This is a genomic window from Chryseobacterium sp. TQ-BC-N36, assembly GCF_058382295.1.
This window is the reverse complement of sequence record NZ_CM178175.1, coordinates 3549001-3570053: the sequence shown is the minus strand read 5'-3', so window position 1 is coordinate 3570053 and position 21053 is coordinate 3549001. Positions and strand designations below refer to the sequence as shown.

Genomic DNA, 21053 nt, shown 5'->3' with positions numbered 1-21053 from the left:
TGATTTAGAAGTTCAGTTTTATTCCAAGATTGAATCGTACTCCATAATATTCTACCTGCTCCGGACGGTCTTCACTTTTACCGAAATGATAGATTAGGGGTTTGTTCAGAATATTGTTTACATCCGCATACAGAGTCAGGTATTTGGTAAACTGATAAGAACCCCCGAAGTCCAGATTGCTGTATTTACCATAATAAGAATCATTAATATCCTCTTCAGCATATTCTACGGCATATTTTCCTTTGTAATTGTAAGCCAGCCTTGCGTTGAATCCTTTTTTCTCAAAGAAAAGCTGGGCATTATACAACTCCTTTGCCTGATAAGGAAGGGCTACCTTTCTTCCACTTGGCTTTTCCATTTCGGAAGTCATGAAGGTGGCATTCAACTGTACCCCGAAGTACTGTAAAAACCCTGGCAGGAAATCAAATCTTTTATTAATTCCCAATTCAATTCCCCCTAACCATGCTGCTTTTCCATTGTTTGGAGCTGTAAACTGTACTCCATTGATTCCGTTATAATTTCCGATAAAAGAGTCCTGGAAAATAGGATCTGTAATGGATTTATAGAAAACACCACCGCTCAGAATCCCGACATTGGAAAAATAATATTCTCCCATCAGGTCAAAATTCAAAGAATACGTAGGATTAAGATTTGGGTTTCCCCCTTTGAACTCGTTGTCTGCTTCAATATAAGTTCCTCCCGGGGTCAGATCACCAAAATTCGGTCTTGAGAAAGTTCTTGTCGCAGCAAAACGAAGATTGGTTTTATCATTCAAAGTATATTTTAAATGAACCATTGGAAGAACAGCCAGATAATTTTTGGTATTTTCTACAGGGGTCAGTACATTATCATTTACACTGTATCCTTTTACTTTTGTATTGGTATTGGATAGTCTGATTCCTCCTAAAATGGTAATCTTATCATTCAGTTTATAGGTGGCCATCCCATAAGCGTCTGCATGTTTTTCAAACACATCAAAGTTTCTTCCTAAGGCTTTGTTATATTCTAATGCTTCAGAATCTGCAGTATTGATCTTCAGATTTCCCTGATGATCATACCAGAACTGGTTCATTCCTGTGGTTGAAAGTACCGGGCCAAACGTATTGCCGATGTGTGCATTCATTTCACTTAAATATTTAGGTCCGTTAGGTTGTGTCGTGATATATTGAGAATAATCGGACAGAAGAGGTGCGGTTCCGTTGCTCCAGTTGTAAAAAATATCGGAGAATTTTGCATTACGTTCCTTATCTCTGTATTTAAAACCATATTTTAAGGTCAGCTTATCAGAAGCATTAATTTCGTGATTGAATGCTGCTACAATCTTATCCTTTTCCTCTACAAATACCTTATAGAATTCAAGATCTGTAAATCTCATCTTGGAAGCATCCATTTTAAAGTTAGGGTCGCTATAGAAGCCGAATAATGCATCCGGGTTTTTGTAATCTAATTTCCCACCATCTGCTTTCCAATAGGCTCTTGGGCCATTTCCATGATCTGAAATATAATCAGGATTGATGCCTACACCAGATTGGGAATATTTGATCACATAATAAGAATTGTTCTGTTTATCGGGAATATTTCCATATTTGAATTGGTTGTCATAGTAAGATAGATCCCAGTCTATTTTCCCTTTATTGAAATGATGAACGGCACCCAAAGAAACAGAGGTAAGTTCTGTGATCAGTAAATTGTGGATGTTCTGAAGTTCCACTCTTGCTGTATTATTGGCGCTGCTGAATTTATCAAACCTTATTCTGTGTTTGTAATGGGTTTCGTCATCCGATAATGTGCCATACATTCCCTTTAAATAGAAGGTCGTTTTTGGAGACAGTACATATTCAAAAGCTGTATTGATCCCTGTTGTCTTTCTTACCCCATTATAATCGCGGAGTTCAAGTCTGAAAACACCTTCATCACCACTTCTTCGCGCTTCAAAATTATCCGTAGACCAGTTTCTGATGAAATGGGCAAAATTGAATAAATACCCGAATTTTTTATCCTTCGTTCTGCCTCCATATAAAAATCCAAGATTGTAAACTCCCTTATCAGACTTTTCATTATAACCGCTTCCTACAGTGGCCTTGAATTCTGTTTTCATAGGCGGAGTTTTAGTGATGAAATTGACACCGCCGCCTATTCCGTCAGCTTCAATATCTGGGGTAAAAGACTTATTTACATGTACATATGAGATCAGTTCTGTGGGAAAGAAGTCGAATGCGGTGGCTCTGGAAGTCGTTTCCTCCTCTGCGGTGGGAAGCCTGTTTCCGTTAATGGTTGTAGATGCCCAGAATGGAGGAAGTCCTCTCAGGGAAACAAACCTTCCTTCTCCCTGGTCTCTTTCAATAGAAACTCCCTGTACACGCTGTACGGTTTCTGCTGCATTCCTGTCCGGTAATTTTCCTATCCCGTCTGAGGCGATTACATTGGTAATATTGATGGCATTTTTCTGAAGACTTAAAGCTCTTGCTTCCGTATTTTTTAAGGTTCCGGTTACTACAACTTCGTCAATTTTTTTTCGGGGTTGGGAAAGTTTGATGATTCCCAGATCAACTGTTTGTTCGGGTTTCAGATCAACCGTAATGTCTGAAGAATCATATCCTATATAGCTGATCTGTAAAGTATACTGGCCTTCTTTGATGTCGTTGATGGTGAATTTTCCTTCAATATCAGTGGTTATATTTTTAGATAAGCCTTTTATTTTGACTGTAGCCCCGGGAAGAGGCTGGCTGTCATCAGCTACAGCTCCTATAATTAACTGCTTTTGTGCTGAAACACAGACCATGAAACAGACAAAAAAAAGGGTAAGTAAGTTCTCTAAATTTGTTTTCATTTTTACATATATTAAATTTTTTATGCAAATCACGCTAATAATTTTAATATATATAAATATTTCGTGTTAAGTATTGTTTAACAAATGAGCAAGGTTTGTTACGTCTTTTTTACTTTAAAACCAATAGTAGTTAACCTTTGAAAATTCAAAAAAAGCAGCTTTAAAGTGACTGTTTCAACGTTTTTAGTAAATATTTACCAAAAATAACAGGAATAGAAACCAGCTGAAAAAAGGCTTGTTTTAGTTCATATTCCGTTCATCTTGGAAGAAAACGGAAAAACAAAAGTTGCATATTTGTAAACTTTTGTGTGTGCTGAAATTAAAAATTGAAGAATGATGTAAAAATTTGAATATGATTTAAACGCAAAGTCTAAAGAATCACAGGATATACTTTGGGATGCAAAGACTGCGACGTTGTAACTGATTAAGCGTGAGTATTATGCATACGCTTAGAAAGAATCAATTTTATTGATTCCATTCTTTGCACCCTCAAAATTATAGGATTTAGTAATAAAAGCTTTGCGTTAAAAAAGAATCAGTTAAGCAGTATAAAAATAAAGAACAAGCATCACACAACTCTCATCACTAATGCTTACCGGAACGTGTGGAAACTTCCCATTGAAATAAAGGGAATCTCCTTCTTTAAGAATAATTTCTTCATTATCAATCACATATTTCACTTCTCCTTTCAGAATGTATTTGAATTCCCAGGCATCTGTAATGACCTTTTCCCTTTTAGAGTGGGGCTCAAGAGTTAGCAGCACAGCTTCAAAACCTAAAGAATGAAGACTCTTGCTGAAGATATGCATATACTTGAATCCTTCAGCTTCTACTTCTTTTTCAATGACTTGCTGGCTTTCTTTAGGAACATAGATGAATTTGGCGTTGGATTTTTTCTCAACCCCTTCAAAGAAATAACTGGCATCAATCTCAAGCGACTGAATCAGATCCAATAAAACGGGAAGTGAAGGAATCGTTCTTCCGTTTTCAATCCTGGAAACAAGACCGTTGCTCACATTGGCTTTGAAAGCCAGTTCATTAATGGTTAAATTATTCTTTTTTCTAATATCCTTTAATCTCTTGCCGATACCTATTAAAAAGTCATTCATACTGTGTGTAATTTAACCTGAATTATTTATCATCATTATATTGAAACAAAGGTAATATTATTCTATAGAGTTTGGATACAGGAGGGAATCAATTCATTGAAAATTATTATTTGCAGTTCGCTTTCTCGGATTCTTTCTCTTTTTCTCCCCAAGAAAATTTCCCTATTTTTGTAAAACTCCTTATTTCATCTATGAAAAAAATTATTCTCATCGAAGACGAAACCAGTGTAGTTTCCTTTATTAAAAAGGGACTTCAGGAAAACGGGTATGAAATTTCTGTGGCTTTTGACGGGCGTACAGGAGTACAGCTGGTGCAGGCTAACGATTTTGATCTGGTAATTTTAGATATTATGCTTCCGGAAATGAATGGGCTGGATGTATGTAAAGAAATAAGAAAAACTAATCAGAGTGTTCCTATTTTGTTTTTAACGGCATTAGGAACTTCAGAAAATATCGTTCTCGGGCTGGAAAGCGGAGGAGATGATTATCTGGTAAAACCTTTTAAATTCATTGAGCTGGTAGCCCGCGTGAAGTCTTTGCTGAGGAGAAGCAATCATAATGGTCCACAGGAAATTGCCGAACCGGAGCCCGATAATGAACATGTTTTCCAGTTTTCGGATCTGATGGTGAATGATTATACCAAGAAAGTAACCCGTGCAGGAGAAGACATTTCGCTTACTTCTACAGAATATAAACTGCTGCTGTATTTTCTGAATAATCCGGAAAAAGTAATTTCCAGAGCGGAAATTCTCGATGCTGTTTGGGGCGTGAATTATGAGCTGGGAACCAATGTGGTGGATGTATATGTAAATTATTTAAGAAAAAAACTGGACAGTCAGGACGATAATAAACTGATTCATACCGTTATAGGAATGGGTTATGTTCTGAAAAAGACATAATGGATGTTTAATAAAGTCATTACAAATCAGACCAAAACGATGGTGCTTTTAATGTTGGTTTTTACTGCCATCATTTTGCTGTTCAGTGGTTTGGTGTACTTTTCTATCGTTAATTTTTCACATCAAAGATTCTATGAGCTGCTGAAGATCAGGACTGCGACTATTGTTCAGATCGAAAAAAGTAAAGACCATCTCGATCTGCCGGAAAATTATGTTCTCAACAGTTTAAATGATGAGGAACTTCCAATGGAAAAGGACTATGTTTTTGCCGTTCCTGCAGATTCCAATTTCAAAAAAATATCTCAGGAAGTGCATATCCCTGATTATTTCTTTAAAAACATTATTAAGGAAGGGGAATCCAATTATAATGACAAGGAATTCTATTATATAGGACAGAGCTTCAGACATGATGATAAAGATTATATAGCAATCGCTTCAGCTAAAAATCACTATGTTGTTTATTATCTGGGCTTTTTAAAGAGAACATTAATTACCTGTATTGTACTTTCTCTGTTCTTCAGTATGATCTTTTCTTTTTACCTGTCCAAAACCTTATTCAGACCGATCTTGAAAATAACCGGTAAAGTAAAGGAAATCAGTTCTGAAAATCTTCACTTAAGACTTGAGTCCCAGCCTGATAATAAAGAACTGAATGAGCTGGTAGATACCTTCAATGATATGCTCAACCGTATTGAAACTTCATTTGAAACCCAGAATCATCTTATCGGAAATGTTTCCCACGAATTGAGAACCCCGCTTACCTCTATCATGGGAGAAGCCGATGTTGCCCTTTCTATAAGCAGAACGACTGATGAATACAAAGAAACCCTGGGAATCATTCTGGATGAAGCTGAAAAGCTGGATAAAAAGATCAAGGCTTTGTTGATGATTGCCCAAACCGGATTCGACGGAAAGATCCAGAAAATGGATAAAGTAAGAATAGACCAGCTGCTTTGGGACGTTATTGAAACACTCAGAAGAATTGATTCCCGGAATAATATCTATCTGGATATCAGCATGCTTCCGGATAATCCAAAGAAGCTTAAAGTACAGGGGAATGAGCAGCTGTTGCATCTTGCAGTGGCCAATATCATCAGTAATGGCTGTAAATATTCTAATTTTCAGCAAGTTAAAGTTTCCCTGGGAGCTACCAATACAGACGTTTATATCATCGTAAAAGATAACGGTATCGGAATTCCGGAAGTGGAAATGAATAAAATCTACGATCCGTTTTTCAGGGCTTCTAATACGAATAACTATGAAGGCTACGGAATTGGACTTCCACTGGCAAGAAACATCGTAAGAATGCATCATGGTGAACTGATCGTAAGCTCGCATGAAAACCAGGGAACAACAGTACAGATGAAATTCCCGAATTTCTATAGTATGCAGAAAGGGGAAGAAACAAAAGGATAATCCGCAAGAACAATAGGAAAAATCGCAAAATGGCAAATTTGCTGTTTTGCTTTTTCGCCATATTAACTCCCCTTAACAATTTTCTAATCTCATTTTAATCTCTTTAATCACATTTTAATTCTATTCCAAAGATCTTCTAATATGGTCGTTCTAGTTTTGTATCATCAAAAAAGATAAACACAATACAAAATAATAAGAACATGGCTAAAACAATTTTAATTGCAACAGATTATTCTCTTGAGTCATTGAATATATTGAAAAAGGTTCTTAAAGAGAAAGACGCAGCAGAAGATCAGAACCAATATAACATCTTTCTGACTTCCGGATATGATGCCGGAGATTCTATCAGAGATCTTTTATTCAGTACCAAAACAACTATTTTCAATAAAATCAGACCTGCTGAGTTCTGCGATGCTTTAGGAATTATCAGCAATAAATATCCTCATCTGATTAATAAAATCATCTGCGACATTTTTACAGGAAGTTTCCAGAGAACATTCAACCAGTATGTGAAGGCAGAAAATATTGAGGAAGCTTATTATTCTCTTTCTGTCAAAAGCAGAGGGAAAGGGAAATTCGATCTGATTCCTTATATCAAAAAATGCAAAGAACTGAATTCTCAGGAAATTACCATCGAAGCCAGAGAAAGTCTCCCGGAAAGAGGCAGATTGGCAGAGATCTTTGTAGAGGTCTAAAATTAAACACAATTTAAAAAAATAGAAAATGTTAAGAAATTATAGTAACAGCAGAACATTGGGAGACAATATCAGATTGGGGACGCTGACTGCTTTCACAGCAGGTACTATAAATATTGCTTCCCTGTTGATATTTCTCTCTTTTACATCGAACGTAACAGGACACTATGCTATTTTAGCAGCAGAAATCAGTAAAGGAAACTGGACGCAGGTAGCTGTAGTGGGAGGATGGATTTTCCTCTTCTTCTTCGGAAGCTTTGTTTCCAACTTTATTGTTATTAATTTTAATAAGAAAAGTAAATACTTTGCCCATGCCATGCCGATTGTGCTGGAGATTATATGTCTTCTTTTCGTAGGAGTATACGGGCAGTTTTACTACCAGAAGACATTAGAAGAAACAGAATACCTTGTAGCCCTGATGCTTTTTGCGACAGGATTACAAAACGGATTGACAGCAAGTATCTCTAATTTCTCTGTGAAAACCACCCACCTTACCGGAACAACCACCGACCTGGGAATTCTCGTATCTATGTTTACACAGAAGAAGTACAGAAGAAACGGAGAACTGATCGGCAGAGCAAAGCTTCTGATGAGTATTATGCTTGCTTATGTGATGGGAGCTGTTTTCTCTGGATTAACTTATTACTATCTGGAATTCAGAGTGTTCTATGTGATCAGTATATGTCTGTTGATTGTCATCGGGTATGATGCCTATAAAATTCATGTAAGGCACTTCAATACAAAATACAGGTACAACAGAATTTACAGAAAGCCCAATATTTTTGCTTATCTGTATGAAAAAATTCATGGAGCTCCTAAAAAAGAGAAAAAGAGAAAGCTTGTCTTTGAGGATTAAAATATAAACACACTATTAATTTTTTGTATAAACTAGCTGTAAGTGCCCTTATTTTATCATAGAATAGGGGCATTTTTCTTAAAAATTGACTTTAATAACTATAAATTCATTGTTTTTTATTCTGTTTTTCATGGCTGCAGAAATGGAAATTTCCCAATGGGATCAATCAACTTGCTAACGCCCTTCATTACAAACATTAAAAAAAACAGATGGGGATAAATAGGTAAAAATGTTGATAATTAAATATTAAATCACGGTTTTAGTATTTTAATTCCCGATTCCATTGACTATTTTTGTAAGTTGATTTACGTTTTTATGTCAGATATTATTCAGCTTTTACCGGATCATGTAGCCAACCAGATTGCAGCAGGAGAGGTGGTGCAGAGACCTGCATCCATCGTGAAGGAACTTTTGGAAAATGCTATAGATGCAGATGCAACGAAAATTGAACTGATCATCAGGGATGCCGGGAAAAACCTTATTCAGGTGGTAGATGACGGAAAAGGAATGTCTGAGACCGATGCCCGCATGGCGTTTGAAAGACATGCTACCTCCAAAATCAAAGGAACAGAAGATATCTTTAAAATTGCTACAAAAGGATTCCGTGGTGAAGCTTTGGCTTCTATTGCTGCTGTTTCTCAGGTAGAGCTGAGAACGAAACAGAAAGATACTTCCATTGGCACCAACATTTATATCGAAGGTGGAGTTTTCCAGTTTCAGGATCCGGTTCAGACTGCGGACGGTTCCAATTTTTTAGTAAAAAATCTTTTCTATAACGTTCCTGCAAGAAGGAAGTTTTTGAAAAATAATAATATCGAATTCAGACACGTAATTGATGAATTTCAGCGTGTGGCATTAGCTCATGAAAATCTGGAATTTTCGCTGTTCCATGACGATGAGGCTGTTTTCAGATTGAGAAAAGGAAGCCAGATGCAACGTATTGTAGATGTTTTTGGCAGAAAACTTCAGCCGCTTCTGATTCCTATCAAAGAAGATATCATCTGGTGTAGGCTTCATGGGTTTGTTGCCAAGCCCGAAGGAGCTAAAAAAGCAAGAGGGGAGCAGTTTCTCTTTGTAAATGGCAGGTATTTCAGAAGTCCCTACTTTAATAAAGCAGTACAGGAGGCTTTTGAAGGGCTTCTTCAGCCGGGATATGTGCCTTCGTTTTTCCTTTTTCTGGAGCTTGATCCTGAGAAAATCGACGTGAATATTCATCCGCAGAAAACAGAGGTGAAATTTGAGGATGAACATCTTATTTTTGCTTTGCTCCGTTCAACGATTAAAAGATCTTTGGGTATTTATAATGTGTCTCCAAGCCTCGATTTTGACAGAGATCCGGAGCTGGATGAAATGATGAATAAACCGATTCCAAGTAAAAGCAATGGCGGCGGTACCGGTGGAGGAGTTATCAAAATGCCTGAGATCATTGTAGATAAAGATTATAATCCTTTCCTTGAAGAAAGGAATGTAGTACACCCGGAGGAAATTCAGAATCTTACAGAAATGTACCACCAGAATATCACAGCTGAACCTTCAAAGATCAATCTGTTTGAAGATGAGGATTTTGACGAAGACCTGATGAGGCTCCCGAACGGCTACTGGCTTTTCAATAAAGGTGATGTAACGCTTATGCTTGATCTGGGAAGAATGCACCGGCTATTGGTATCTGAGAGTAACAAATCTGTCAGAAAATCAAGCACAAACAGTCATGCTCTTCTTTTCTCTCTGGAGTATCATATGAATGAGATTGAGAAGACAAAATACAATGCGATAAAAAAATATCTTCCGGAATTAGGGTTTGACATGAAAATTGCTCATGAAAGTGTACTTCGGATAGATTCACTTCCTGAAGGGCTGAAAGAAACCCAGGCGATGAAGTTCCTGGAAAACCTTTTTGAGATCCTGGAATACAAGACGGAAGAAGAATTTATGCTGTATTACCATAATCAATGGAATAAAATGCAGTCGAAGTCAAGATTTGACTTTATTTATAAAAAAGATGCGGAACAGCTTATTAAAGACTTTACAGCATTAGGATTTCCGGAATTTTTACCGGATGGTAAAAGATGCTTTTATGAAGTTCCGTTTAATGACTTTAAAAACAAATTTTAAAAATTATGTTTAATAATATACCGCCTATTACAAGGAACATCATTATCATAAATGTGGTAGTATTTATTGCTACTTACTTTATGGGAAATCAAATGATTGGCTATCTTGCAGGCTTTTATCCTTTCTCACCATTTTTCCATTCATGGCAGATTATTACCCATATGTTCATGCATGGAAGTATCATGCACATCTTATTTAATATGATGACGCTTTTTAGTTTTGGGCCTATTCTGGAACAGACATTAGGAGACAGAAAATATTTGCTTTTATATTTTGCGAGTGGCTTAGGTGCGTTTTTTCTTTTTAATGCGTGGAATTTTGTGGAAGCCCAACAGATTTCTAATGAATTACAGCAGCTGGGATTTAATGTAAACGCTTATCTGTCAGGAGCAAGTGTCCAATTTGCAGGAGGCACTGAATCGATTCTTAAACAAAAAGAATTATTGGAAAGTTTAAAAGCTATTGTAGCAACACCAATGGTAGGTGCATCGGGAGCTATTTTCGGCGTGGTTGCTGCATTTGCAACATTATATCCGGATTCTAAAATTGGGATTATGTTTATTCCGGTCCCGATTAAAGTAAAATATCTGTTGCCGATCATTGTAGTGATCTCTGTATATCTGGGAGTTTCCGGTAATGGAGGAGGTATTGCCCACCTTGCTCACGTAGGTGGGGCTTTGGTAGGGTGGCTGTTGGCACGAAACTGGAAAAAACACCTGTACCGATTTAACTAAAATAAATTTGTGAAGGTTTTCCGACTCATACTGTTCATCTTACATCTGGGAATTCTGTTTATGCTGCTGGGTACTTTACTGAATGCCTATGTTCCGCCTAAGATTTTTCCGTGGTTTAATTTACTGTCACTGGGATTCCCGATTCTCATCGTTATCTACATCATTCTGACGGTATTCTGGGTCTTCAGCTGGAAAAAAAGAGCTTTTTTATTTATGCTGGCGGGTTTAGCATTTATAAATCCCGTTAAAAGATGGGTTAACTACTCTTCTGATTCAAAGAACAGTTCAGATTTCAAGGTTGTTTCTTTCAATACAAGAAGCGGAATTGTAAAGAAAAAAGAAGTTACAGATTATTTAAAATCTCAGAATGCAGATGTGATTCTTTTACAGGAGGATGCAGGGAAAGAATATGAATTTGAAGGTTATCAGAAGACAAATCCGGGAGGAGGACTGACGATTTTGACCAGGCATAAAATCATTAAGCAGCAGATCATACATCCACTGGATGAAAGCGTGAGAATTCCTGGATTGATGGCTGATATAGAAATTAACGACAGGGTATATAGGTTCATCAATGTATATCTTAATCCGTTTCATTTCGAGAAAGAAATGGTGAAGCTCAATGGTAATACCGATGCCGATGAACAAAAGATAAAAGATGTCATAAAAAGACTGATTCCAACCTTTAAAAAACACCAGGATCAGGTAGATTTAATCAGCCCGGTAATTGAAAATTCGCCTTATCCGGTTATTCTTGCCGGGGACTTCAACTCTGTACCAAATTCTTATGAATACTATCATCTATCTGATGGGCTTGAAGATGCATTTTTAAAAGCCGGAAAAGGAAGTGGCACCAGTTTTCATGACTATAAATTTCCGATCAGAATTGATTATGTTTTTTCTTCAAAATCATTGCGGACAATATCTTATGAAGTTGACCGTTCTATAAGTGTTTCAGATCATTACCCGGTTGTAGCTAAGTTCTCCTCAACACGTAAATAATCATAAAAAGAGTTAAAGTTTACTTGCTTGGTAGGGTTTTTGATGAAAGAAAACCGTACCAAGACCGTTTTTCATGAAGTCGAATCAGATATTACTATTCATACATATCGTTGTTGCCGTTTTGCTGTTATGCACATTGGGGAATGCGTGGATTCCACCCAATATTTTGGGCAACCTGAATCTTCTCTCTCTTGGTTTTCCTTATCTTATCCTGACACACGTCATTCTTACGCTGATCTGGATCTTCAAAAAAGAAAAAATTGCAATCGCTTTTGCGTTAGGTACCCTTATTTTCTATAACCCCATCAGACGATGGATTAACTTTTCCCCTAAAATAGAAAACTTAAAAACAATACGGGATATCAAAGTACTGACTTTTAATGTGAAATATGGAGAATATGGATGGGATAAGGTAAAGGATTATATCAAAGCACAGGATGCGGATATCATTCTCGTACAGGAAAAAGATACCAACCGTGTTATAAAACGCGATCTTATAAAGTACCCATCAGTAATTCTTAAAACCAAACATAAAATTGTAAGGCAGGCAGAACTGATTGATGAGAAAGCGCGAGGAAATTCATTCTATGCCGACATAGATATTAATGGAAAGGTAATCAGAATTATTAATGTTTATCTTGAACCTTTCAGACTTAATAAATCGATGTTTACGAAGCTTGACGGATTGGGTTTTGGAAATGTTTCAACATTACTTTCTCATATGACCCCTACATTTCAGGCTCATGAAGATCAGGTAAAAAGAATCAGAAAGATGGTGGATTTATCACCATATCCCGTCATTCTTGCCGGTGATTTTAATTCTGTTCCCAATTCATATGAGTATTATAATCTGGGAAAAGATCTTCAGGATGCATTTTTAGTAGCAGGAAAAGGAAGTGCGAGCAGCTTTCATGATTATAAGGTTCCTTTGAGAATCGATTATATTTTCAGCTCAAAATCAATCATTCCTTTAAGCTATAAAGTGGACCAATCTGTGAAATTATCGGATCACTATCCTGTAATTGCAGAATTTCTGTTAAATTAGTTCCATGAAAAATTTACTGGCTGCTATTTTTGTTTTTACAATTTTTTTTACTGCTTGTTCCAAAAAGGAATCTCCGGGCTTCGGAGATGAGCAGGAGGTTAAAATAACTTATGATACTGCTGCTGTTGATTCCTTTTCTACAGGAGCTGTTTCGGTAGATATTGCACGTAAAATAAGAATGTCTTCTCCCCAGTATATTGATTCTGTAAAACAGGCTAAAAAGCTTCAGGACGAAGAAAATAAAATGAAGGTGGAGCTTGAAAAAGAGAATAAAGCAAAACAAGAAGAGGAGAAGAAAAAAGCAGAAGCGGAAAAAAAGCAGAAAGCATCAGAAAAACCGGCTGCTCAGGAAGCCAAAACAGAATAAATCCAAAAAAACATTAAACAATAAACAATATGAAAAAGCAAATTCTGGCTGCAGTGGCCATCTCTGTATTCACGGTGGCATGCACAAAATCAACAACAAAAACAGAACAGGTAGAAAATCCTGACGGATCAGTTACTACAACCACCACTACAACTACTGAAACCCCTAACGTTGTGGATACTGCAAAGATCAACAATGCTAAAGAAGATGTGAAGGCTAAAGTAGATGCCGCAGGAAATAAGATTGACGAAGCTGCTCAGAAAGCGAAAGATAAAATTGATGCCACCGCAGATAAGACGAAACAGGATCTTAACAAAGCGGGTAAGGATATCAAATCTGAAGCTGATAAAGTAGGACAGGATGCAAAAGAAGCTGCAAAAAAAGGAGCTTCGAAAGTAGAGGAAGCTGCAAAGAAAGTTAAAGAAGATCTAAGTAAATAAACGAAAGCCGTAATTCAACTGAATTACGGCTTTTTAATACAGAAAAGAAATGACACCATCGGTCTCTCTTACTTATTCATTTCCAGTAATGGATCAATATATTCCCTGTCATTACTTAATCTCGGTACTTTATTTTGCCCTCCAAGCTTTCCTTTAGCTTCCAGCCATTGGTAGAAAAGGTTTTCCTTAGCGATATGAACAATAGGCCTTTTTAAGGTCATATTATTGTACCTTTTCGCTTCATAATCTGAATTGATGGCTTTTAAATGCTTGTCAAAGGCATCTATAAAGTGGTCCAGGTTATCCGGATGCTGGCTGAATTCAAAGATCCATTCATGAGCGCCGCCTTCATTTCCTTTCATAAAGACTGGAGCTCCTGTAAAGTCGGTAATTTGGGCCCCTGTTACTTCACAGGCTTTTGAAAGGGCAGATTCTACATTGGTAATCATCAGTTCTTCCCCAAAGGCATTGATGTAATGTTTGGTTCTTCCTGTTATTTTGATTCTGAAGGGATTGGTTGAAGTAAAGACTACCGTATCACCAATCAGGTATCTCCAAAGTCCCCCGTTGGTTGTAATGACCATAGCATAATTTTTTCCCACTTCCACATCTTCGAGATTGACAACCTTCGGATTTGAAAAATGAAATTGATCCATCGGGATAAATTCGTAAAATATACCATAATCCAGCATCAGAAGCATCTCATCACTGTCTGATCGGTCCTGGATGCCGAAGAATCCTTCAGAAGCATTATAAATTTCGTAGTAATTGATGTTTTTTCCGATGATCTGCCTGTATTGCTCCCTGTAGGGCTTAAAACTGATTCCGCCGTGAAAAAACACCTCCAGATTGGGCCACAATTCAGAAATACTTCCTACGTGGGTTTCCTTCAGTACTCTTTGAAGAAGGACCATCATCCAGCTTGGTACCCCTAGGATACTTCCCACATCTTCATTTTTTACTTCAGAAGTAATTGCTTTCAGCTTACTTTCCCACTCTCCCATCAGAGATACCTTCTTACTTGGGGTGGTGGTAATTTCTACCCAGAAAGGAAGATTATCAATTAAAATAGCAGATAAATCACCAAATTTAGTATTGAAATCCGCATACAGTTCAGAGCTTCCGCCTAACCGTAAATTTTTATAGTTGAAAAGCTGATTTTCAGGATGGTTGTTCGCATAGATGGAAACCATATCCTTTCCTGCCTTCATATGACAATATTCAAGGCTTTCTGTAGATATGGGAATAAATTTACTTTTAGCATTGGTAGTCCCCGACGATTTTGCAAAATGTTTAATGAGCCCGGGCCAGCTTACATCCTTATATCCCTGTCTTGCTTTTTCAATATAGGGTTCCATTTCTTCATAGGTAACAATCGGAACCTTATTTTTAAAATCCTGATAACTTGAAATGGAATTGAAACCGTAAAGTTTACCATATTCTGTATCCTCTGCATGAAACAACTGAGAAAAGAGTATACCTTTCTGTGTTTCAATGGGATGATCCATGAAATTCTGTATCTGGTCAATTCTTTGACGGATAAACCAGTTGACCACGGTATTGAAAAGTGCTTTGGTTGCCATTCCAACAAATATAATGATATTTGAATTTTCAGAAAATTTTTTATCTGATTAAATAAAAAAACCGCTACAGATTATGTAACGGTTTGATATTTAGTTTATTGTATATTAGCAATACTCGTCATAAGCAGCCTGAAGGTTGGCAGCAATAGCACCAGCCGGATTCCCTTCAATGTGGTGTCTTTCCAGCATGTGAACCAATTCACCATCTTTGAAAAGGGCAACACACGGAGAACTTGGAGGAAATGGAGCAAGGTGTTTTCTTGCTTCTACTACCGCTTCAGTATCATATCCTGCGAATACGGTCGTTAAATGATCTGGTTTTTTATCTCCTGTCAAAGAGTATACTACTCCTGGTCTTGCCGCTCCTGCAGCGCAACCACATACAGAGTTGATGACCAGTAATGTTGTTCCGGACTGCTTTAAAGCTTCTTCTACCTGAGCAGGAGTTGTTAAATCCTGAAAACCTTTATCTGTAAGCTCTGCCTTCATAGGCATTACTAAATCTGTTGGATACATATATTTTGTTTTTTATCACCACAAAGTTAAGCAATTCCTGGCGTTTGTTCAATATATAAAAACTATCAATCGTTTAGGTATATAAAATTAACCAAATATTAATACTTCAATAATATTCAAAAAAAAGTGAATTAAGACTAGGAATAATGAAATATTATTATTAAATTTGAAATGATTCTGAAAAACAAGGACCATGAAAAAAACATTTAAGGCTTTCCCTCAAGCAATCAATCACTTAAATACTGTCTGAAATATGGTAGTAGCTAAATTCTTTTTTCAGTTTAGAATTAAAACTGATTAACAAACTTTAATATCCAAAACGAAGTCCGGAACTGAACAGTTCCGGACTTCTTTAATCAAATCGATATGCAAAGGTTGTATATCCTTAGTTATGGAGTGAAACGTGTCTAAGAGATTTGTAAATCAGTTCAAATCTCAAAAAACGGATCACCTTAAGACAGGAGTTTCTTAGCCATCTCGGAAATACTTTTTCCATCAGATTTTCCGGCTAATGCTTTTGATGCCACTCCCATTACCTTCCCTAAATCTTTGATAGATTCAGCTCCGGTTTCAGAAATAATGTTTTTAATTTCTGTTTCCAGTTCTTCAGCAGAAAGCTGCTTTGGCAAAAACTGCTCAATAATTTTCATCTGAGCTTCCTCTACTTCTGCGAGATCATTTCTGCCCTGGGCTGTAAACTGGTCGTAAGAATCCTTACGTTGTTTTACCATTCTCTGAAGGATGGCAATTTCCTGTTCTGCAGTTACTTCTGCTCCTACAGCTTCAGTTTTAAGCAGTAATATCTGGGATTTTACAGCACGCAGAGAATCTAAAGCTACTTTGTCTTTAGCTCTCATTGCTGTTTTTATAGCTTCGTTTATTGTATTTTCTAAACTCATGGTTTCAAATTTAACAATGTATCAATGTAACAGTTTACCAATAAATGTCTGGTAATTGTTACATTGGTACATTTCTACATTGTTATATTATTTAGTCTACGTCTTTATTTAAAAATCTGTTTTCTCTGATCTGCATAGATCCATTGTTATCAGACAGGTATGTATTGATGTTCTGGTCTGATGCATTGTTTCCGTCGATCGAAATATTTTTTCTTTTGAAAGCCGGAATAGATTCAAATTCACTTGTGCTGTCAAAGCTCTGATAGCGTGAGTTGAATTCTTTTAATTTATTTCTTCTTTCAATCACTCTGTCCTGATCAATTGTTTTATTCACGAAAGTGAATTCTGATTCTTCAGTTTTCGGAGTTTCAATTTCTGTTTTGTTTTCAGAAGCTGATCTTATTTCAGCCTTTGGTTCTTCCTGTTTCTGATAGAATGTTTCTATTTTTTGAGCGGGTTCAGCTATGGCAGCGTTTGTTGGGGTATTAAATTCTGCCTTTGGCTGTCCAAAATCGGTATTGGGTTCGTTTCTTGTAGGCTCGTTGACAAAGAAGCTGAATTCAACAGGTTTTTCCTCTGAAAAAGAGCTTGTAAGCGGAGTTCCGGATTGTGGCTCATCTTTCTTGTTTTCAAAATCAAATGAGAAAGACTGGATCTCAAGATCGTTAGGATCGTCATGCTCTTCATCAATAGAGAATAAGCTGTATTCTTCTTCTGCACCTTCTTCATTTCTCCAGTTCTGTTCAGGAGTATTCACCGTATCTTCCTCTTTATCAAAGAATTTTATTTCAGTTCTGGGCTGTTCTTCTTCAATAATCATTTTTTTTTCAGTAGACTTCACATTGAATGAGATGTCGTGGTCTTCATCATCCAGCCTGAAAAGATTTTTCCCACCAAAATCATGCGTGGTTTCAGGAGCAGATTCTCTTTCTTCTCTTGTTTTGAAAGGAGAATTTTTGGGAGCTTCAAAACTGTCGTTAAGACTGATTCTGATTTTCTCTGTAGGTCCTGCAAACTTCTTATTATCGTTGGAGAATCCTGTTGCAATAACAAGAACGCTTACTGCATCTCCTAATTCTTCATCAGCACCCACCCCGAAAATGATATCCGCTGTATTTCCAGCTTCTTTCTGGATGTGGTCCATGATCACCCCGATTTCGTCCATGGTTACTTCTTCTGCACCACTTCTGATCAATAACAGTACGTTTTTCGCTCCTGTAATCTTGTTATCATTCAATAATGGAGAATCTAAAGCCTTTCTTACCGCTTCTTCCGCCTTATTTTCACCCGAAGCAATACCTGTTGACATCAGCGCAGTACCAGAGTTCTGAAGTACAGATTTAGCATCTCTAAAGTCAATGTTTACATCAAAGTAACCGGTAATAACCTCTGCCATTCCTTTGGCAGCATTGGTTAAAACTTCATCGGCTTTTGAGAATCCCTGTTTGAATCCAAGGTTCCCGAACTGCTGTCTTAGTTTATCATTATTGATGACAATAAGTGAGTCAACATTATTTCTTAATTTATCAAGACCGTTTTCTGCCTGTTCCAGCCTTCTTTTCCCTTCAAAGCTGAAAGGAACGGTAACAATACCTACCGTCAGGATTCCCATGTCTTTTGCGACTTTAGCAATGACAGGTGCAGCTCCGGTACCGGTACCACCACCCATTCCGGCAGTGATGAACACCATTTTGGTGTTTTGTCCCATAGCCGCTTTGATATCTTCAATACTTTCGATGGCAGATTTTTCTCCCACTTCAGGATCGGCACCAGCTCCAAGCCCTTCTGTGATAGAAGTTCCCAACTGAACTTTATTGGCTACCGGGTTGTTATCTAAAGTCTGGGCATCTGTATTACAGATCACGAAATCAACCCCGTGAATCCCTTTTTCGTACATGTGTTTCAGGGCATTGTTTCCACCGCCTCCTACACCGATTACTTTTATAATGGATGAATTTCCTTTTGGTAAATCAAATGAAAATCCTTGTGTACCTAAATTTTCCATAACTATACTTTTTATAATTATAATTGATCATTGATTGATGATAATTGATAAGGAAAAGATCGTTTATCGCTTATCATTCATCATTTATAATTTACTCTACTTCTTCAAAGAATTTTTTTACTTTTTCCATCAGCGACTGGCCGAAGGTCAATTTCGCTTTTCTGTTTTCCAGTTTCTCCTTTTCAAAAGACTGTTGCTCTTGAACGGGCGCAGCCTGCTGAACAGTTTGAACAGTTTCTGTCTGTGCTGCAGTAACTTCCGGTTTTGGCTGTTCAGTGACAACTTCTGCTATTTCATCAATATTCTGCTTTTTGTCCCTGATCTTTAAACTTTCCATCAGTAATCCGATAGATGTAGCAAATTCAGGGCCTTTCAGATACTGATTTTTATCGTTGGCAATATATTCATTCGCAAAACCGATTCTGCTGTCAAAACCTGTGGTATAATTGGCCAGCTGGCGAAGATGCTTTAAGTTTGAACCCCCACCGGTAAGAACGATTCCGGCAATCAGTTTTTTCTTTTGTTCAAAAGCACCGTAAGCCTTCAGCTCTGTATTTACCATTTCCAGAACTTCTTCTACTCTTGCATTGATGATCTGTGCCAGCGTTTTTAAAGAAATTTCTTTGTCCGGTCTTCCGTGAAGCCCGGGAATGGTTACAAAAGTACTGTCTTTTTCCAATTCGGGAACAGCCGAACCAAACTTTACTTTCAGTTGTTCTGCATGTTTCTCTATGATAGAACAGCCTTCTTTGATATCTTCGGTAATAATTCCGCCTCCGTATGGAATCACGCAGGTATGACGGATGATATTATCTTTAAAGATGGCAATGTCGGTTGTACCACCACCAATGTCAACGATGGCCACCCCAGCTTCTTTCTCTTCTTTGGTAAGGACAGCTTCTGAAGACGCCAATGGCTCTAAAGTAAGGGCTTCCATTTCCAGGCCGGCCTCACGGACACATCTTGCAATGTTTCTGATACTGCCCATTTGGCCTACTACAACATGGAAGTTTGCTTCTAATCGTTTTCCATGCATTCCGACAGGTTCCTGAATTTCCCCCTCGGAATCCACTTTATATTCTTGAGGAAGTACGTGGATAATTTCTTCTCCAGGAAGCATGACCAGTTTTTTTACCTGATCTTTTAATGCTTCAATGTCATCGTCTGTAATAAATTTGTCAGGATGTTCACGCATAATATAATCGGAGTGCTGCAGAGAACGGATGTGTTTTCCTGCAATACCTACCGTAACTTTGCGGATAGGAACTCCGGCGCTGGATTGTGCTTCGGATACTGCAGCCTTGATTGAATTAATGGTCTGTGAAATATTATTCACAATCCCTTTATGAACACCAAGACTTTTAGCTTTTCCTACACCGAGAACTTCTATTTTCCCGTGTGCATTCCTTCTTCCGACAATCGCGACTATCTTTGTTGTCCCGATGTCCAGACCTACTGAATACTCTTGATTTTCCATTTTATATCGATTTGATTTTTTCTACTTTTTTCCTTTTTCACTATAAGGATGATCTCTTATTTGTGCATTAAATGCCCTGAAGGGCCTATTCTATTTTTACTTTTGCCTTAGGCTTGGACTGTGCCTTGACGGGTGGCTTTTTCTCGGCTTTTTTCGTTTCTTTTGTATGTGTTTTCGTTTTTGTACTTTCTTTAGGCTTTACCGTGGTGGAGGCCTTTTTCGCTTCCGTTGTCTGGGGCTTACTATCCGTCTTTTTAGCTGCTGCTGTAGAAGGAGCTTTGGCCAGTTCCATTTTTCCTGCCTTTAAAATACTGTCATTTTCTTTAAAATAAGGGTTTAAAGTAGTGACAATCTGATTTTGATATTTCACAGAAACCATACTGTATTTCTGCGGATCCTGGTATACCAGGTATTTCTCAACAAAGGTTTTAAATCCTTTTACTTTAAAGTCGATATTATCAAGATCTCCTATTTCTACTCTATAGTTTCCTTCGCTTGTAAGCAGGCTATAACTGTCTTTATTTTTTGAGATTCCAATAAAATATTTTTTACTGAAATCATCTTTGTCAATCTTTTCTACCAGTTCTGCCAGTTTTTCATATTCATCCGGCTGTACATTTCCGGTTACCAGCATACATGGGTGTGAATAGGTTCTTGAAATCGGGAATTCAATCCCCTTTTCATCTACATAAAAGTCTCTTCCGTCTTTATTCAGCCTGAAGACAGGTACTCTTTGCTTGATATCCAGATTCAGTTTTCCATTCAGATTCAGATAGACATTGGCGCTATCCACTGCCGGAAGAGAATTGATCTTTTTTTCTAAAGAAGGAATATTTAGATCTCCTACTTTTCCTGAAGGGTTTTCTTTTTTTACAATCTCCCTGATATCTTTTTCATCCACAAAATACACCGGAGTTTTCTCGCTCATTTTTACAGAAATCTTATTGTCCGTAATCTCCTCACGGCTGAATCTTCTCAATGAGAAGCTCAGTAAAAATCCTAAGATGATTACAGTGACAACAATTTTTAATATTCTGTATTTATTTTTCATATTTTTTGTACAATGTA

General features: G+C 37.3%; 18 protein-coding genes. 10 read left to right on the top strand and 8 right to left on the bottom strand.

All coding sequences use genetic code 11. The annotated features are described in order from the left end of the window. Positions 1–4 precede the first annotated feature (4 nt). Together AC3FI7_RS15900 and AC3FI7_RS15895 are read right to left on the bottom strand one after the other, a co-directional pair. On the bottom strand, positions 5–2830 hold the full coding sequence (locus AC3FI7_RS15900) for a TonB-dependent receptor (protein WP_491460482.1): 2826 nt from the start codon (positions 2828–2830) through the stop codon (positions 5–7). Positions 2831–3369: 539 nt separating this feature from the next. Then, complete coding sequence (locus tag AC3FI7_RS15895; protein ID WP_491460481.1) at positions 3370–3939, bottom strand: helix-turn-helix domain-containing protein; 570 nt, start codon at positions 3937–3939, stop codon at positions 3370–3372. Between the two features lie 191 nt (positions 3940–4130). On the opposite strand from AC3FI7_RS15895, the gene AC3FI7_RS15890 reads away from it, so the two are divergent. The 10 genes from AC3FI7_RS15890 (at position 4131) to AC3FI7_RS15845 (ending at position 13505) form a co-directional block, all read left to right on the top strand. Further along, on the top strand, positions 4131–4838 hold the full coding sequence (locus AC3FI7_RS15890) for a response regulator transcription factor (RefSeq protein WP_343660651.1): 708 nt from the start codon (positions 4131–4133) through the stop codon (positions 4836–4838). A gap of 3 nt (positions 4839–4841) precedes the next feature. Then, positions 4842–6254, top strand: a complete 1413-nt coding sequence (locus AC3FI7_RS15885) for a sensor histidine kinase (RefSeq protein WP_491460480.1) — start codon at positions 4842–4844, stop codon at positions 6252–6254. Between the two features lie 200 nt (positions 6255–6454). After that, entirely contained in the window at positions 6455–6949 is a 495-nt protein-coding gene (locus tag AC3FI7_RS15880) for a hypothetical protein (RefSeq protein ID WP_491460479.1), read from the top strand. A gap of 28 nt (positions 6950–6977) precedes the next feature. Beyond that, on the top strand, positions 6978–7805 hold the full coding sequence (locus AC3FI7_RS15875; RefSeq protein ID WP_142723643.1) for a YoaK family protein: 828 nt from the start codon (positions 6978–6980) through the stop codon (positions 7803–7805). A gap of 315 nt (positions 7806–8120) precedes the next feature. Next, positions 8121–9917 (top strand): DNA mismatch repair endonuclease MutL, encoded by a 1797-nt coding sequence (mutL, locus tag AC3FI7_RS15870; RefSeq protein WP_142723644.1) that lies wholly within the window; start codon positions 8121–8123, stop codon positions 9915–9917. A gap of 5 nt (positions 9918–9922) precedes the next feature. Then, positions 9923–10651 (top strand): rhomboid family intramembrane serine protease, encoded by a 729-nt coding sequence (locus tag AC3FI7_RS15865; protein ID WP_142723645.1) that lies wholly within the window; start codon positions 9923–9925, stop codon positions 10649–10651. 9 nt (positions 10652–10660) lie between these two features. Then, positions 10661–11653: an endonuclease/exonuclease/phosphatase family protein gene (locus tag AC3FI7_RS15860; protein ID WP_491460478.1), complete on the top strand. Its 993-nt coding sequence runs from the start codon at positions 10661–10663 to the stop codon at positions 11651–11653. Between the two features lie 73 nt (positions 11654–11726). Then, the gene (locus AC3FI7_RS15855; RefSeq protein WP_343660660.1) at positions 11727–12698 is read left to right on the top strand and encodes an endonuclease/exonuclease/phosphatase family protein; all 972 of its coding nucleotides are present in this window, start codon (positions 11727–11729) and stop codon (positions 12696–12698) included. A gap of 4 nt (positions 12699–12702) precedes the next feature. After that, positions 12703–13065 (top strand): hypothetical protein, encoded by a 363-nt coding sequence (locus tag AC3FI7_RS15850; protein WP_142723647.1) that lies wholly within the window; start codon positions 12703–12705, stop codon positions 13063–13065. A 29-nt stretch (positions 13066–13094) separates the two neighbouring features. Beyond that, positions 13095–13505 carry a hypothetical protein gene (locus AC3FI7_RS15845; protein WP_291900485.1) on the top strand — a complete coding sequence of 137 codons (411 nt, stop codon included), beginning with the start codon at positions 13095–13097 and terminating at the stop codon, positions 13503–13505. A 68-nt stretch (positions 13506–13573) separates the two neighbouring features. On the opposite strand, the gene AC3FI7_RS15840 is transcribed toward AC3FI7_RS15845, so the two are convergent. The 6 genes from AC3FI7_RS15840 to AC3FI7_RS15815 form a co-directional block, all read right to left on the bottom strand. After that, positions 13574–15088 (bottom strand): GH3 auxin-responsive promoter family protein, encoded by a 1515-nt coding sequence (locus tag AC3FI7_RS15840; protein ID WP_343660663.1) that lies wholly within the window; start codon positions 15086–15088, stop codon positions 13574–13576. Between the two features lie 105 nt (positions 15089–15193). After that, positions 15194–15604, bottom strand: a complete 411-nt coding sequence (locus AC3FI7_RS15835) for a BrxA/BrxB family bacilliredoxin (protein ID WP_002981903.1) — start codon at positions 15602–15604, stop codon at positions 15194–15196. A gap of 452 nt (positions 15605–16056) precedes the next feature. Continuing rightward, positions 16057–16503, bottom strand: a complete 447-nt coding sequence (locus AC3FI7_RS15830) for a GatB/YqeY domain-containing protein (protein WP_142723650.1) — start codon at positions 16501–16503, stop codon at positions 16057–16059. Positions 16504–16594: 91 nt separating this feature from the next. Beyond that, positions 16595–18508: a cell division protein FtsZ gene (ftsZ, locus tag AC3FI7_RS15825; protein WP_142723651.1), complete on the bottom strand. Its 1914-nt coding sequence runs from the start codon at positions 18506–18508 to the stop codon at positions 16595–16597. A 91-nt stretch (positions 18509–18599) separates the two neighbouring features. Next, the gene (gene ftsA, locus AC3FI7_RS15820; RefSeq protein ID WP_142723652.1) at positions 18600–19985 is read right to left on the bottom strand and encodes a cell division protein FtsA; all 1386 of its coding nucleotides are present in this window, start codon (positions 19983–19985) and stop codon (positions 18600–18602) included. Between the two features lie 85 nt (positions 19986–20070). Beyond that, positions 20071–21036 (bottom strand): cell division protein FtsQ/DivIB, encoded by a 966-nt coding sequence (locus tag AC3FI7_RS15815; RefSeq protein ID WP_142723653.1) that lies wholly within the window; start codon positions 21034–21036, stop codon positions 20071–20073. Positions 21037–21053 lie beyond the last annotated feature (17 nt).

Bases quoted from the DNA above. Each gene is read 5' to 3' on its own strand.
- AC3FI7_RS15900 (WP_491460482.1), bottom strand. From the start codon at position 2,830: ATGAAAACAAATTTAGAGAACTTACTTACCCTTTTTTTTGTCTGTTTC.
- AC3FI7_RS15895 (WP_491460481.1), bottom strand. From the start codon at position 3,939: ATGAATGACTTTTTAATAGGTATCGGCAAGAGATTAAAGGATATTAGA.
- AC3FI7_RS15890 (WP_343660651.1), top strand. From the start codon at position 4,131: ATGAAAAAAATTATTCTCATCGAAGACGAAACCAGTGTAGTTTCCTTT.
- AC3FI7_RS15885 (WP_491460480.1), top strand. From the start codon at position 4,842: ATGTTTAATAAAGTCATTACAAATCAGACCAAAACGATGGTGCTTTTA.
- AC3FI7_RS15880 (WP_491460479.1), top strand. From the start codon at position 6,455: ATGGCTAAAACAATTTTAATTGCAACAGATTATTCTCTTGAGTCATTG.
- AC3FI7_RS15875 (WP_142723643.1), top strand. From the start codon at position 6,978: ATGTTAAGAAATTATAGTAACAGCAGAACATTGGGAGACAATATCAGA.
- mutL (WP_142723644.1), top strand. From the start codon at position 8,121: ATGTCAGATATTATTCAGCTTTTACCGGATCATGTAGCCAACCAGATT.
- AC3FI7_RS15865 (WP_142723645.1), top strand. From the start codon at position 9,923: ATGTTTAATAATATACCGCCTATTACAAGGAACATCATTATCATAAAT.
- AC3FI7_RS15855 (WP_343660660.1), top strand. From the start codon at position 11,727: ATGAAGTCGAATCAGATATTACTATTCATACATATCGTTGTTGCCGTT.
- AC3FI7_RS15850 (WP_142723647.1), top strand. From the start codon at position 12,703: ATGAAAAATTTACTGGCTGCTATTTTTGTTTTTACAATTTTTTTTACT.
- AC3FI7_RS15845 (WP_291900485.1), top strand. From the start codon at position 13,095: ATGAAAAAGCAAATTCTGGCTGCAGTGGCCATCTCTGTATTCACGGTG.
- AC3FI7_RS15840 (WP_343660663.1), bottom strand. From the start codon at position 15,088: ATGGCAACCAAAGCACTTTTCAATACCGTGGTCAACTGGTTTATCCGT.
- AC3FI7_RS15835 (WP_002981903.1), bottom strand. From the start codon at position 15,604: ATGTATCCAACAGATTTAGTAATGCCTATGAAGGCAGAGCTTACAGAT.
- AC3FI7_RS15830 (WP_142723650.1), bottom strand. From the start codon at position 16,503: ATGAGTTTAGAAAATACAATAAACGAAGCTATAAAAACAGCAATGAGA.
- ftsZ (WP_142723651.1), bottom strand. From the start codon at position 18,508: ATGGAAAATTTAGGTACACAAGGATTTTCATTTGATTTACCAAAAGGA.
- ftsA (WP_142723652.1), bottom strand. From the start codon at position 19,985: ATGGAAAATCAAGAGTATTCAGTAGGTCTGGACATCGGGACAACAAAG.
- AC3FI7_RS15815 (WP_142723653.1), bottom strand. From the start codon at position 21,036: ATGAAAAATAAATACAGAATATTAAAAATTGTTGTCACTGTAATCATC.